The 13,143-nt window shown below is 73.6% G+C and carries 12 protein-coding genes; 6 read left to right on the top strand and 6 right to left on the bottom strand.

Annotation, left to right across the window (positions count from 1 at the left end; all coding sequences use genetic code 11):
• The first annotated feature begins 41 nt into the window (after positions 1-41).
• Positions 42-1,319, top strand: a complete 1,278-nt coding sequence (locus tag H7A69_RS05145; protein WP_259346092.1) for a sodium:proton exchanger — start codon at positions 42-44, stop codon at positions 1,317-1,319.
• Positions 1,320-1,533: 214 nt separating this feature from the next.
• Here H7A69_RS05145 and H7A69_RS05140 read toward each other — a convergent pair whose 3' ends face one another.
• The gene (locus H7A69_RS05140) at positions 1,534-2,223 is read right to left on the bottom strand and encodes a metal-dependent transcriptional regulator (protein ID WP_182046082.1); all 690 of its coding nucleotides are present in this window, start codon (positions 2,221-2,223) and stop codon (positions 1,534-1,536) included.
• A 22-nt stretch (positions 2,224-2,245) separates the two neighbouring features.
• Between H7A69_RS05140 and H7A69_RS05135 the strand changes: the two genes are divergently transcribed.
• Entirely contained in the window at positions 2,246-3,127 is an 882-nt protein-coding gene (locus H7A69_RS05135) for a CPBP family intramembrane glutamic endopeptidase (RefSeq protein ID WP_182046081.1), read from the top strand.
• A gap of 162 nt (positions 3,128-3,289) precedes the next feature.
• Complete coding sequence (locus H7A69_RS05130; protein ID WP_182046080.1) at positions 3,290-5,101, top strand: phosphatase PAP2 family protein; 1,812 nt, start codon at positions 3,290-3,292, stop codon at positions 5,099-5,101.
• A gap of 94 nt (positions 5,102-5,195) precedes the next feature.
• Here H7A69_RS05130 and H7A69_RS05125 read toward each other — a convergent pair whose 3' ends face one another.
• On the bottom strand, positions 5,196-5,993 hold the full coding sequence (locus tag H7A69_RS05125; RefSeq protein ID WP_069712381.1) for an HAD-IIA family hydrolase: 798 nt from the start codon (positions 5,991-5,993) through the stop codon (positions 5,196-5,198).
• Positions 5,994-6,127: 134 nt separating this feature from the next.
• Between H7A69_RS05125 and H7A69_RS05120 the strand changes: the two genes are divergently transcribed.
• The 3 genes from H7A69_RS05120 (at position 6,128) to H7A69_RS05110 (ending at position 8,277) form a co-directional block, all read left to right on the top strand.
• Positions 6,128-6,784, top strand: a complete 657-nt coding sequence (locus H7A69_RS05120) for a TetR/AcrR family transcriptional regulator (RefSeq protein ID WP_182046079.1) — start codon at positions 6,128-6,130, stop codon at positions 6,782-6,784.
• Positions 6,785-6,823: 39 nt separating this feature from the next.
• Positions 6,824-7,480 (top strand): hypothetical protein, encoded by a 657-nt coding sequence (locus H7A69_RS05115; RefSeq protein WP_182046078.1) that lies wholly within the window; start codon positions 6,824-6,826, stop codon positions 7,478-7,480.
• Positions 7,481-7,596: 116 nt separating this feature from the next.
• Positions 7,597-8,277 (top strand): TrmH family RNA methyltransferase, encoded by a 681-nt coding sequence (locus H7A69_RS05110; RefSeq protein WP_220456193.1) that lies wholly within the window; start codon positions 7,597-7,599, stop codon positions 8,275-8,277.
• A gap of 117 nt (positions 8,278-8,394) precedes the next feature.
• Here the strand turns inward: H7A69_RS05110 and H7A69_RS05105 are convergent, their stop codons facing one another.
• The 4 genes from H7A69_RS05105 to H7A69_RS05090 all read right to left on the bottom strand — a co-directional run bounded on the left by H7A69_RS05105 (position 8,395) and on the right by H7A69_RS05090 (position 13,083).
• Entirely contained in the window at positions 8,395-9,414 is a 1,020-nt protein-coding gene (locus H7A69_RS05105) for a LacI family DNA-binding transcriptional regulator (RefSeq protein WP_182046077.1), read from the bottom strand.
• A gap of 221 nt (positions 9,415-9,635) precedes the next feature.
• The gene (locus H7A69_RS05100; protein WP_182046076.1) at positions 9,636-11,705 is read right to left on the bottom strand and encodes a YhgE/Pip domain-containing protein; all 2,070 of its coding nucleotides are present in this window, start codon (positions 11,703-11,705) and stop codon (positions 9,636-9,638) included.
• The gene (locus H7A69_RS05095) at positions 11,702-12,409 is read right to left on the bottom strand and encodes a hypothetical protein (RefSeq protein ID WP_182046075.1); all 708 of its coding nucleotides are present in this window, start codon (positions 12,407-12,409) and stop codon (positions 11,702-11,704) included. Before H7A69_RS05095 ends, H7A69_RS05100 begins: the two co-directional genes overlap by 4 nt.
• Positions 12,406-13,083: a TetR/AcrR family transcriptional regulator gene (locus tag H7A69_RS05090; protein WP_182046074.1), complete on the bottom strand. Its 678-nt coding sequence runs from the start codon at positions 13,081-13,083 to the stop codon at positions 12,406-12,408. The genes H7A69_RS05095 and H7A69_RS05090 overlap by 4 nt, the downstream gene beginning before the upstream one ends.
• Positions 13,084-13,143 lie beyond the last annotated feature (60 nt).

Genomic DNA, 13,143 nt, shown 5'->3' with positions numbered 1-13,143 from the left:
CCCCTGCGCGATCGGTGCGGCCCCGACCAAGGGACCAACCCGTGATCGACACCCCATCCACCCCCACCGCCGTGACGGCGCCGCCGGCCCGCATGGGCCGCAGTGCCTGGGGCCGCATCGCGATCTGCATCGTGCTCGCGCTGCCCGCCGTCGTCTTCCGGATCGGCGGCTTCGCGCCGGACCCGCTCGTCGACCTGCTCGTGTTCGGCGGCGCGGTCGTCGCCGCCTCGTTCCTGCTCGCCTGGGCGGCCGAGGCCGCGCAGAAGGACATCTCCGGTGCGCTCGCCATCGCGATCCTCGCGCTCATCGCGGTGCTGCCCGAGTACGCGGTCGACCTGTACTACGCGTTCCGATCCGGCTCCGACCCGGCGTACGAGCAGTTCGCCGCCGCCAACATGACCGGCTCGAACCGGTTGCTGCTCGGGTTCGGCTGGCCGCTCGTCGTGGTCATCTCGCTGCTCGTCGCCCGTCGGTACGTCCGTGCCGGTTCCCTGCCGGCATCGGCGACGAAGGTGCTGCAGCTCGAGCAGTCCTCGCGGCTGGACATCGGCTTCCTCGCCCTGCTCGCGGTCGTCGCGTTCCTCATCCCGCTGATGGGCTCGATCCCGCTCTGGTTCGGGTTCGTGCTGCTCGCCGCGTTCGTGGCGTACCTGTGGCGTGCGTCGAAGGTGTCGGACGACGACGGTGAGGACGAGGACATGGTCGGCATGGCGGGGAACATCGCCTCGATGCCGCAGCGTGCGCGCCGCTGGACGATCGTCGCGCTCTTCGTCGTGGCGGCCGCGGTCATCCTGTCGTCGGCGGAGCCGTTCGCCGACGCGCTCGTCGAGTCCGGCAGCGCGCTCGGCATCGACAGCTACTTCCTCGTGCAGTGGCTCGCGCCGCTCGCGACCGAGGCCCCCGAGTTCATCGTCGCCGCGCTGTTCGCGCTGCGGGGGATGGGCGGTGCCGCGATCGGGACGCTCATCGCGTCGAAGGTCAACCAGTGGTCGCTGCTCGTCGGCTCGCTGCCGATCGCACACGTGCTCGGCGGCGGGACCACGGGCGGCCTGCCGCTCGACGGTCGGCAGGTCGAGGAGTTCGTGCTCACCGCGTCGCAGACCGTGCTCGGCGTGGCGATCATCATCGCGCTGCGGTTCCACCGGTGGTCGGCGATCGCGCTCGTGGCGCTGTTCGCCGTGCAGTTCGTCGTGACCGACACGAGCGGGCGGTGGGTGCTCAGCATCGTGCACCTCGTCGTCGCCGTCGTCGTGGCCTGGGTCCACCGCCGGGACATCGTGCCGACGCTCCGGGCGCCGTTCCGCCGGCAGGCCGTCTGACGGCGGGCTGACGGCGGCGGGACTCGGCGCGCGCGGTTGGACTGCGCCGAGGTCGCACAATTCTGCATCCTCGGCGTCACCACGGGCACGATGTGGAACCCGGACGCAACGCGCGCGGCAAGTCGTGGGACCTCGGCGAGTGGGTGAGGACGAGCGCAGCGGCGGGTGCGGTGCTGCCGGCGGGCGCGCGGCGTGGAGCGTCTCCGGACCCGGGTCAGTCGTCGTCGGGGGCGAGCCAGATGGCGGCGGCCGCGGCGGCGGGCAGGTCGACGAGGGACTCCTCGCCGGCCGGGTCCCGCCGGGCGACGGCGACCACCCCGGCGTAGTCGCGGACCCGCTCGACGCGCAGGTGCGTCCCCAGCCCGACCCCGAGCTCGTCGAAGTAGCGCAGGAGCGCCGGGTCGTCGTCGGACACCCGGTCGACGACCCCGCAGGCGCCGGGCTCGATCGCCGCGAGCAGGGTCCCCGGTGACGCGGGCACGGTGCCGTCGGCGGCCGGGATCGGATCGCCGTGCGGGTCGTGCGTCGGGTGGCCGAGGTCGGCGTCGACCCGGTCGAGGAACGTCTCCGACACGGTGTGCTCGAGCGCCTCGGCCTCGGTGTGCACCTCGTCCCACGAGTACCCGAGGCGCTGCACCAGGAACGTCTCGATGAGCCGGTGCCGTCGGACCATCGCCACGGCGACCTGCTGCCCGAGCGGGGTGAGCACCACGCCGTAGTACGGGGTGTGCTCGATGAGGCCGTCGCGGTCGAGCTTCCGCAGGTTGCCCGACACCGTGGACGCCGAGACACCGAGGGCTGCGGCGATGTCCCGCGTCGCGAGCCCCTGCCCGCCGCGCTCGGTCGACTTCCAGACGAGCTTCACGTAGTCCTCCGCCATCACGGACAGGGAGGGCAGGCGCATGCGTCAATGGTACAAACGGCACGTGACCACGACAGCCCCCGTCCGGCGTCGCCGCTGGCCGGTGCCGCCGTCGCTCCTGCTCGGCCTCGCCCCGCTCGTCGCCTTCGCCGCCGTCAGCGCCTGGCGCTCCCGGCCGAGCGACGACTACGGCACGCTCGGGCAGACCGTCGACAGCGTCGTCCGGGCGCTCGTGCTGCCGGAGGGGATCGCGGTCCTCGTGCTCTGCGCCTACGTGACCGCGCTGGGCTGGTGGCCGATCGCGACCGTCGACCGCGGCCGCACGGCGCTGCGGTGGACGCTGACCGCGCCGGTCCTCATCGCCGTCGTCTGCGTCGCGCGGCTGCCGCTCGTCGACTGGGGAGCGCAGCCGGTCCGCTACTTCCTGCTGCTCGCCGTCGGGGTGCTGTTCGTCGGGGTGTTCGAGGAGCTGCTGACCCGCGGGGTCCTCGTCGTCGGGCTCCGGCGCCGGCTGCCCGAGTTCGGGGTGTGGATCGCCTCGTGCGTGCTGTTCGGGCTCCTGCACTTCCTCAACGTCCTGGCCGGGGCGGGTGTCGGCGTCACGGTCGTGCAGGTGGTCTTCGCGGCCTCGTTCGGCTCGACGCTGTACCTGGCCCGACGCCTCACCGGGAACCTGCTCGCGCCGGTGCTGCTCCACGCGTTCTGGGACTTCGGGTCCATCGCGGTCTCGGGCACCGTGCAGACGCAGGACCTGGCGCGCCTGGTGCCCGCCGGTGTCATCGGGCTGTTCGCCTTCGCGGTGCTCGCGCTCGGGGTCGTCGCCGGCGGCGTGGTCGCCTGGCGGGACGACCGGCCCCGTCGCCTGCGACGCCGGTGGCGGACGGTCCCGCCCATGGGGGCGGTCGCGGTGTCGGCGAGCGAGCCGCGCCTCCCGTCCGCCGTCTGACCGCGCAGGCGCCGACGGCGCTGCGAATGCCCACAGCCTGCGTCCCGGTTCACCCCCGCGTGGGGGACTGTTCGCCGTCCGGCAACCACCCCTCCCTAGGTTCAGCCTGTTTCCAGACCGGAACTACAGGAAGGGGCGTCGCCCGCCGGGCGACCACCACACATGCGCAGATCCGCCCTCCGCGGAGTGACCGTCGCCGCCGTCGCGACCGCACTCGTCGTCGGGTCGCCGCTCGCCGCACAGGCCGCGACGTACCCGAGCGACTCCACCAAGCCCGACCTCGTGTCGCTGCTGAACGGCTACGACCAGTACTGGACGTCGACCGGGAAGAACGACCTGCACGGCACCGTGAACGACCCGGCGACCCTGGCGACGAACGACCGGCTCACGTCCTGGATCAACCAGCACGCGACGAAGGCGCAGCAGTTCACGGCCCTGCAGGACGCCGAGTACGACAACGCGACGAACACCGCCTACGACCAGTCCTTCACGGTCTCCGAGGGCCTCGGTGACGCGCTCAGCAAGCTGTTCGTGCAGGGACGCAACGACGGCGACCTGCCGCTCGTCAACGCGCTCATCAACTCGTCGAACGGCACGAGCGGCGCCTACGTCGGCACCGGCGACGCGAAGGCCCACTACAGCTACCCGCGGCCGTACCTGCCGACCGACACCGCGGCGACGCTGCCCGCCGGTGACGACACGGCCAGCTGCAACCCGGCGACCGTGAACGCGTCGTCGCTCGCCGCGAACCGCACCGGCAAGGCCTGGGCGGACGCGAAGGGCAACCTCACGATCACGCGCGTGCCCGCGGTGACCGACACCACGCACCAGTTCTCGCCGAACGACGTCGTGCTCGACGCCGGCTACGGCCAGAAGGGCATCTGCACCGGCGGCTCGTACCCCTCGGGCCACACGACGACGGCCTACCAGGCGGGCATCACCCTCGCCACGCTCGTGCCGGAGCTCGCGCCGGAGATCCTCGCGCGTGCCTCCGAGGCCGGCAACGACCGGATCGTCCTCGGCGTGCACTACCCGCTCGACATCATGGGCGGCCGCATCGACGGCGAGGCGGCCCTGGCTGCCCGGTGGTCCGACACCCAGTACCGCACCGAGGTCCTCGAGCCGGCCCGCGCCGAGCTGACGGGGTACCTCGAGGCGAAGTGCGGTGGCACCCTCGCTGACTGCATCGCGGCGGAGAAGCCCTACACGGACGACCCGTACGGCGGCCAGGCGATGCCCGGGGGCACGGCCCAGGTCGTCACCGACCGCGCCTCGGCCGCGAAGGTCTACCGCGAGCGCATGACCTACGGCTTCGCGAAGACCGGCACCGCCGGCCTGGCCCCGTCGGTCCCGACCGGCGCGTCGAACCTGCTGCTCTCGACCTTCCCGACCCTGACCGACGCGCAGCGCACCGCGGTGCTCGCGCAGACCGAGATCGCGTCGGGGTACCCCCTCGACCAGTCCGGCACCGCGAGCGGCTCGTGGGAGCGTCTCGACCTGGCCGCCGCCACGAGCGCGACCGTCGCGGTCGCCGCGGACGGCACCGCCACCGTGGTGTCCACCGGTGGTGACGCCCGCGTCGTCTCGGGTGTGCTGACCGCCCCCGAGGGCACCTCCGTCGAGGCGGGGAAGCCGATCGCCCTCGCCGGCACCGGTCTGCCCGCCGGTTCGACCCTGCAGGTCGTGCTGCGCTCCGACCCGGTCGTGGTCGGCACGCTGACCGTCGGGGCCGACGGCACCGCGACCGGCTCGGTCACGGTCCCCGCGAGCACCACCGCGGGCGCGCACACGCTCGACCTGGTCGACGCGTCGGGCGCCTCGGTGCTCGTGTCGCCGCTCGCGATCACCGTGACGGCCGCGCCCGCCACGGGAGGCACCGGGACCGGGACCGGCGGCACCGGCGGGACCGGCACCGGGACCGGCAGCACCGGCACCGTACCGGCCGGCGTGCACCTGCCCGTCGTCAGCGGCTGATCGTCGCGACGTCCTGACGGGACACCCCGCCGGACGGGAGGCGCGTGGCCAGGCCGCCACGCGCCTCCCGTCCGGCGTCTCCGCGGCGGGTCCGCTAGAGCTCGACCTCGATCGGCTCGGGCCGGACGAGCTCGTGCACGCCCTGGATGACCTCGCTCGGGCGGAACGGGTAGCGGTCGATCTCGGCCTGGTCGCTGATGCCGGTCAGCACGAGCACGGTGTGGAGCCCCGCCTCGATGCCGGCCTGCACGTCGGTGTCCATGCGGTCGCCGATCATGCCCGTGTTCTCGGAGTGCGCCCCGATGCGGTTCATCGCCGACCGGAACATCATCGGGTTCGGCTTGCCGACGACGTACGGCTGCTTGCCCGTGGCCTTCTCGATCATCGCGGCGATCGCACCGGTCGCCGGCAGCACGCCCTCGGCGCTCGGGCCCGTCGCGTCGGGGTTCGTCACGATGAACCGGGCACCGTCGCGGATCAGCCGGACGGCCTTCGTGATCGCCTCGAACGAGTAGTTCCGCGTCTCGCCGACGACGACGTAGTCGGGTGCGGTCTCGGTCATGATGAACCCGGCCTCGTGCAGCGCCGTCGTCATGCCCGCCTCGCCGATCACGAACGCCGAGCCGCCGGGCATCTGCGAGCGGCAGAAGTCCGCCGTCGCGAGCGCCGACGTCCAGATCCGCTCCTCGGGCACGTGCAGCCCCGAGCCGCGGAGCCGGGCGCTGAGGTCACGCGGCGTGAAGATCGAGTTGTTCGTCAGGACGAGGAACTCGGTGCCCTCGTCGAGCCACTGCTGGATGAGCTCGGGGGCGCCCGGTAGCGCCTGGTTCTCGTGGACGAGCACGCCGTCCATGTCGGTCAGCCAGCACTCGACGTCGTCACGGGTCGCCATGGCCACAGCGTACCGGGGGGTCTCGGGGCACCGCTGGCCGGGTGGCCAGGGCGGTCTGGCCGACCGGACACCGAACGACACTCGGGATTCGGCTACGGTTTTCGGGACACGTACCGGATCAAGGAGGCCTCCCCGTGCTCGTCGACCCTGGCACCCCGTCCGCCGCACCCCGCCGTCGTGGACGGCCGCGGGTGCTCGACCGCCAGCAGGTCATCGACGCCGCGACGACCATCGCGAACGAGGACGGCCTCGACCGCCTGTCCTTCCGTGCCCTGGGCGCCCGGCTCGGCGTCGCCCCGATGACCGTGCACCGGACCATCGGTGGTCTCGACGACCTGCACGCCGAACTCGTGCGGCGCACCGTCGACGAGTTCACCGCCACCTTCGTCTGGCCGGACGACTGGCGCTCGGTCGTCCGGGTCTTCGCCCGCACCTTCCGTGACCTCATGCGCACCCACCCCCTGGTGCTCGAGTCGCACAGCCGGCGGGGTCCGCTGACGTCCACCGAGTCGGACGCGGTCGTGGCGAAGGTCGTCGGCGCGCTGCACCGGGCGGGCCTGCCCGAACGCGAGGCCATGTACGCGTTCTTCGTCGTCTACGACTTCGTCGTCGGGCACGCCGGCGTGCAGGTCGGCCGCGGGGACTCCGACGCGGCGCGACCGGAGCGGCACCGGGTCGTCGCCGACGTCCTCGGCGAGCACTCCTACGACGAGCGGTTCGCGATCGGCCTCGACATCATCGTCGACGGACTCGCGGCCCGGGTGGCCGTTGCGAGCGGCACGGGCGGCTGACGGCCTCGCGCCCCGACGGACTGCTGCCATGATCGTCCCGTGGGTCGCAGTCCGGAGCAGGTCGTCGCGGACGCCCGTGCGGCCTCCGCCCGCGGCGACCGTCGCGCTGCGTGGGACTCGCTCCGCACGCACGCCGTCCGCGACCCGGACGAGCCCGCGTACCGGCTCGCGCTCGTCGAGACCTACCGCGCGGCGGGCCACCCGGACCAGGCTGCGCGGTGGGGCGCGTCGGTCCCGGAGGTCCTGACCGACCGCGAACGCGTGCTCCTCGCCCGCATCGCCCGACGGAGTGACGGCGAAGGCGCACTGCGGAGTCACCTCGCGCTGCGCACCGTCCCCGCCGAGCTCGTCGCGCTCCTGCCCTCGGCACGGGAGCGGAGCCGTCGTCGCGCCGAGCGCATCGCGTCGGCGTTCGACCCCGCGCTCGCGCTGGTCGGGTGCCTCGCCGTGGTCGGGCTCGCGGTCGGCGTCCTCGTGACGATGGTCGAGGCGTTCGCCGGCGGCCGGGCGCACGAGGCCGCGCAGATCACGGTCGCCGCGGGCCTCGGCGCCGTCGTGTTCCTCGGCGTGCTCGCGATCGTGCCCGTGCTGCTCCGACGGCGGTGGGTCGTCGCCGTGCTGCTCGCCGTCGCGGTCACCGCCGCCGTCGTCGTGCTCGCGCAAACCGACCCGACCAGGCAGCTGCCCTTCGGCTGAGCGGTCACGTGCTCCGGACGGGAGGCGCGGGGCACGCGCCCTACGCTGGTCACGTGACCGAGCGCCTCCCGTCCGACCCCGTGGCCGAGCCGTCGGGACCGGGCGCGGCCCGACCGGTGTCCGAGCCCGGCACCGCGCCGGCGCAGCCGGACGGCTCCGCTCCGGCCCTGCCACCGACCCACGAGGCCACCACGAACGGCGTCGGACCGCACCCCGAGCCGTGGCCGGACGACCCGCGGCTCGACCCCGAGCTCCTCGCGGTCGGGGACACCCGCAACGTGGTCGACCGCTTCCGGTACTGGTCGATGGACGCGATCGTCGCCGAGCTCGACACCCGCCGGCACGCGTTCGACGTCGCGATCGAGAACTGGCAGCACGACCTCAACATCGGGTCGATCGTGCGGAGCGCCAACGCCTTCCTCGCGGGGACGGTGCACGTGATCGGTCGGCGGCGGTGGAACAAGCGCGGGGCGATGGTCACCGACCGCTACCAGCACGTCCGGTACCACCCCGACGTCGCCGCGTTCCTCGCGGCGATGCGGGAGGACGGCCGGCCGGTCGTCGCGGTCGACAACACCCCGGGTGCCGAGCGGATCGAGACCGCGGCGATCCCGGAGCGGTGCGTGTTCCTGTTCGGGCAGGAGGGACCCGGGCTCACCGACGAGGCCGTCGCCGGCGCGGACGCGCACCTCGAGATCACGCAGTTCGGGTCGACGCGGAGCATCAACGCGTCGGCCGCCGCAGCGATCGTCATGCACGCGTGGGTCGTGCAGCACGCGGAGCTGCCGGGCGCCTGAGCCCGCCGGGGCGGTGGTGCGGGCGCGAGCCTCGGCTCCGCGGACACTTTCGCGGGGCAGCAGCCGCGAAAGTGTCCGCCAGCGCGAGCCTCGCGCGCCACGGGGCGCGGGCGCGGGTCAGCGCGGGGCGGTCGTCCGTCGGGTCACGAGCCGTGGTTCGACCAGGGTCTCGTGGGCCGGGGCCGAGGGATCGGCGATGCGGGCGAGCAGCCGCTCGCCGGCGCCTCGGCCGATGTCGACGCTGCGGTCGTCGATGCTCGTCAGCCCCACGTACGACGACGCGGCGAGCGGGGTGTCGTCGTAGCCCATCACCGAGACGTCCTCGGGGATGCGCAGCCCCCGTGCGGCGAGGCCGGACATCGCGCCGAGCGCCATGACGTCGTTCGCGGCGAACACCGCCGTCACGTCGGGGTGGGCGTCGAGCAGGTGCCCGACGGCCTCGGCACCGGCCTCCTCGGTGGGCTCCACGGGCATGACGTGGGTGACGAGCGAGGCGGGCGACGGGGCGGAGGCGACCCGTGCCTCCAGGCCGGCGAGCCGTTCCGCGGACGCCGCCGAGCGCCCGCCCACGAAGCCGATGCGGGTGTGCCCGAGCGCGAGCAGGTGCTCGGCCGCCATCCGGCCACCGGCACGGTCGTCGTTGGCGACCGTGTCGGCGCGGGGGAGCACGGCGCGCCCGCCCGCGACGACGACGGGCATGCTCGCCGGGATCGCGAGGTCGGTGTCGGGCTCGCCGGCGATGACGATGCCCTCGACGCGCATGGACAGGAAGCCCTCGACGGGGGAGGCGTCGAGGCCGGTGTTGAGGAACCGGTCGGCGACGACGAGGCGGTGGCCCTGGTCCTGCAGCGCCTCGCGGAGGCCGGTCAGCAGGTCGACGAACCACTGGTTGCGGAAGTCGTCGAGCACGACGCCGATCGTGCGGCTGCGGGTGCCGGCCAGGGAGACGGCCGCGGTCGAGGGGCGGTAGTCGAGCTCCTGGATGGCGCGGAGGACGGCCTCGCGGCGCTGCTCGCTGACCTTGGGTGAGCGTTGGAGCACGAGGGAGACGAGGGACTTCGACACCCCGGCGCGGGCGGCGACGTCGTAGATGGTCGCGGGCTTGCCGTCGGCGGTGGCGGGCGTGCCGTTCCCCATGATCTCCCTCGACCTGTCGTGGCGTACGTCGATCGTAGTCGGCCCGCCTGGCGGTCGCGTCGGCGGTGGCGCGTGCGAGGCGCGCGGCGGCGGTGCGGTCCGGCGGCGGTTCGACGGTGCAGCGTGCTCGCGAACAACCGAAGGCACGCCGCGCCACGTGTTCTCGTGGCGCGACGTGCCTTCGGTTGTGCGACGCAGCCGGCCCGCCCGGCCGCCCCGCCCTACCCGATCAGGCTCGGCCGCAGGTCGCGCAGCGTCCGCGAGCGGGTCTGCCGCGACGTGACGACGTACGACACGAGCAGCGCGCCGAGCAGCCAGCACGCGAGCACCCCGGCGTCCGACCACACCGCCGCGAACGACCCGCCGTACATCGTCTGCCGCAGGGCGTCGACCGAGTACGTCATCGGGAGCGCGAAGTGCAGTGCCGCCAACGGTCCCGGCAGCGTCTGCCACGGGAACGTCCCGCCCGCGGTGACGAGCTGAACGAGCATGAGCACCAGGCCGAGGAACTGCCCGACCGACCCGAGCAGCACGTTGAGCGCCATGATGATCGCCGCGAAGGTCGCCGACGCGAGCACCATCACCGCCACCGTCGAGCCGGCGTGCACGACGTCGAGGTCGAGCGCGAACCGCACGATCAGGAACAGCGCCGCCATCTGCACGACCCCGAGCAGCGCGGGCGTCAGCCACCCGCCGAGCACCACGCGGAGCGGCTTCCGCACCGCGGTGATCGCGCGCTTCGAGATCGGCTTGAGGATGAGGAACAGCGCGTACATGCCGATCCAGGCCGCCAGCGAGATGAAGAACGGCGCGAGGCCCGCTCCGTAGTTCGAGGCCGCGGCGATGTTGTCGTCGCCGACCTTCACCGGATCGGAGATGACGGACGCCTGGTCGTTCCGCTGCGACGCGGTGGACGCCGGGATCTTCGTGCGGCCCTGGTCGAGCTTCGTCGCGAGCTGCTTGGACCCGTCCTCGACCTCGTCGAGCCCGGTCGACAGCCGGGCCGCCCCCGACGCCGCCGACGCCGACCCGTCCGCGAGGGACGCGGCGCCGGAGGACAGCGTGGGCGCTGCCGCGGCGAGCTTCGACGTGCCGGCCGCGACCTGCGACGAGCCCGAGGCCAGCTTCGACGCCCCGGTGGACGCCGACGCGATGCCGTTCGACAGCGTCGGCGCTGCCGCGGCGAGCTGCGCTGCACCGTCGGAGACCTGCTGCGACCCGGTGGCGAGTTCGTCGACCTTCGTCTGCGCGTCGCCCAGCGTGGCCTTCGTCTGCGCACCGAGCGCGTTGGCCTTGCCGACCTCGGCCGTGATGGCGTCCTGCTGTTCCTGCGTCAGGGTGACGCCCTCGGGCAGGTTCGCCTTGATCTGCGCGAGCAGGGCGGCGGCGTCGATCGGCTGCACGGCCGATGCCTGCTGGTTCGCCGAGTCGACGATGCCCGCGATCGTGGCGTTGCCCGCAGCCACTCGCGATGCACCGTCGGCCAGCTGCGCCGTCTGCTCCGGCAGCGCCGCCGTCTGCTGCTGTGCCGTCTGCAGCCCGGATGCCAGGGTCGACGCCCCGGACGCGACCTGCTGCGCGCCGCTGTCGAGCTGCGCGGTCTGCGACGGCAGCGACGCCGTACCCGATGCGAGCTCCGACGCCCCGGCGGACAGCTTCGCGGTGCCGTCGGCGAGCGATGCCGCACCGTCCGCCGCCGAGGTCGCCCCCGACGCCAGCTGTCCGGCCCCGTCGACGGCGTCGCCGAGGCTGTCCCGCACGTCGGCGAGCCCGAGGAGCAGCGTCGACGCGGCCTGCTTGCCGACCCGCTCGGCGACCGCGGTCCGCATGGTCTTGCCCGCCTGCTCGGCGATCGTCGACGCCAGGTACGAGTTGGTGTCCGCGGTCGTCATGACGAGTTCGGCGCGCTTCGGGTCGTCCGACTGCGCCGAGACGAGCGACTCGGAGAAGTCGTGCGGGATGGTCACGACGAAGTCGTAGGTGCCGTTCCGGACGCCGGAGCGCGCGTCGGCGGCGGTCGTCTCCTTCCACGCGAAGTCGCCGCCGTCGATCGCCTCCTTCGCGACGTCCTTGCCGTAGTCGACCCGGTCGCCGTCGAGCGTCGCGCCGGCGTCCTGGTCGACGATCGCCGCGGGCACCTGGTCGAGCTTGGCGTACGGGTCGCGGTTCGCCCAGAGGTACGCACCGCCGTAGAGCAGCGGCACGATCATGAGGGCGATGAACGCCAGCCGGGTGAGCGGCGTGGCGGTGAGGCGCGCCAGTTCGGCGCGGACGAGCGAGGGGACGGTCATGCGGGTGCCTCCGTCGGGACGGTTGCTGGTGCTTCGGGGTCGGACGGGAGGCGCGGGTCGCCGCCGTCCGTCCGGGTCGCGTCCTCGGGACCCTCGGTCCGGATGGTGTCGAGCAGCTGCTCGACGGTCTCGGCGGCGGCCTTCGACGTCACCAGGACGACGGTGACCCCGCGTCGGGCGACCTCGCGCACCACCGCGAACCAGTCGCCCACGGCGCCCCCGTGCCGCTCGGGCGAGGTGAGCACGACGCCCGTGACCCCGTCCCGCAGCAGCGCGAGCTCCACGAGCAGTCGGACCCGCACGTCGGTCGGGACCCGCTGCACGGCCGTGTCGGCCCACTGTCGGAGACCGAGCTCGTCGAGCACGGTGTCGACGTGGGCACGGGAGGGCCGGCGCGAGGCGAACGCGAGCTCCTCGCGCACGATCCGTCGCACGGTCGTCACCGGGAACGGCTCGGCGACGCCCGGGGTGTCCACGAGCGCGACGGACGCGCGGACCGCCGCGGCGTCCTCGTGCCCGTCGAGCAGCACCCGTCCGGTGTCGGGCCGCATCCGGCCGCCGGCGACGAGCGACGCGAGCACCGGTGCCTGTTCGGTCTCCACGGCGAGGACACCAGGGTGTCCCGGTGCGGCGACGGCGGAGACGACGGGCAGCGCGGCGCCGGGCTCCTCGCCGATGCCGACGTGGTCGAGTTCGAGGGTCATGCGCGGTCCTCCGGTCCGGTGCGGTGCGCCGCGGGAGCAGTGTCGGTGGTGGTGACGGTGGGCTCGGCGAGCAGTGCCGTCCGCCAGTCCACGCCGGCCATGCCGAGTGCGGACACGACGACCATGCGGTGGCCGGCGTCGTCGGGCGTGCCGGAGCGGGTCGCCTCGTCGAGCACGGCCAGGCAGGCCCCCTCGACGAGTCGCCCGAGCGTCGCTGCGTCGACGTCGTCGCGCATCGACCCGTCGGCGATCCCGAGCGCGCACGCCTCGCGCACCTGGGCGCGCAGGGGTTCGAACACGGCGGCGACGGTGGCGACGAACGGCTCGTGCACCGCGATGCGCGCCATGGAGCGGACGTGGGTGACCTCCGACCACAGCGTCACCGCGATGACGGCGAGCCGCGAGGCCGGCGGCAGGTCGACGAGGTCCGCGGTGCTCGGCATCGCGCCGAGGATCCGCTGCGCTCCGGCGGTCACGACCTCGCGCACGAGGTCGTCGCGGGAGGGGAAATGTCCGTAGACCGCACGCCGCGAGAGCCCCGCGGCGGCGGCGATCGCCTCGAGCGAGGCGTCTTGGTCGCGCTGCAGGAGGGTCTTCGCGGCCTCGACGAGCGCGGCGCGGTTGGCGGTGGCGTCCCGTCGTGGCGCTCGGACGGGGGGTGCAGAGTTGCTCACGCCACCATCGTAATAACTTGCACACCGCTGTGCAAGATCGGACGGCGAGGCTGTCTGTCC

It is taken from the genome of Curtobacterium sp. ME26 (assembly GCF_903970945.1).
GTDB classification, from domain to species: Bacteria; Actinomycetota; Actinomycetes; order Actinomycetales; family Microbacteriaceae; genus Curtobacterium; species Curtobacterium citri.
This window is presented reverse-complemented; position numbering and strand designations above follow the sequence as displayed.

Excerpts from the sequence above, each read along its gene's own strand:
- H7A69_RS05130 (WP_182046080.1), top strand. The coding sequence starts at position 3,290 with ATGCGCAGATCCGCCCTCCGCGGAGTGACCGTCGCCGCCGTCGCGACC.
- H7A69_RS05125 (WP_069712381.1), bottom strand. The coding sequence starts at position 5,993 with ATGGCGACCCGTGACGACGTCGAGTGCTGGCTGACCGACATGGACGGC.
- H7A69_RS05100 (WP_182046076.1), bottom strand. The coding sequence starts at position 11,705 with ATGACCGTCCCCTCGCTCGTCCGCGCCGAACTGGCGCGCCTCACCGCC.
- H7A69_RS05105 (WP_182046077.1), bottom strand. The coding sequence starts at position 9,414 with ATGGGGAACGGCACGCCCGCCACCGCCGACGGCAAGCCCGCGACCATC.
- H7A69_RS05140 (WP_182046082.1), bottom strand. The coding sequence starts at position 2,223 with ATGCGCCTGCCCTCCCTGTCCGTGATGGCGGAGGACTACGTGAAGCTC.
- H7A69_RS05095 (WP_182046075.1), bottom strand. The coding sequence starts at position 12,409 with ATGACCCTCGAACTCGACCACGTCGGCATCGGCGAGGAGCCCGGCGCC.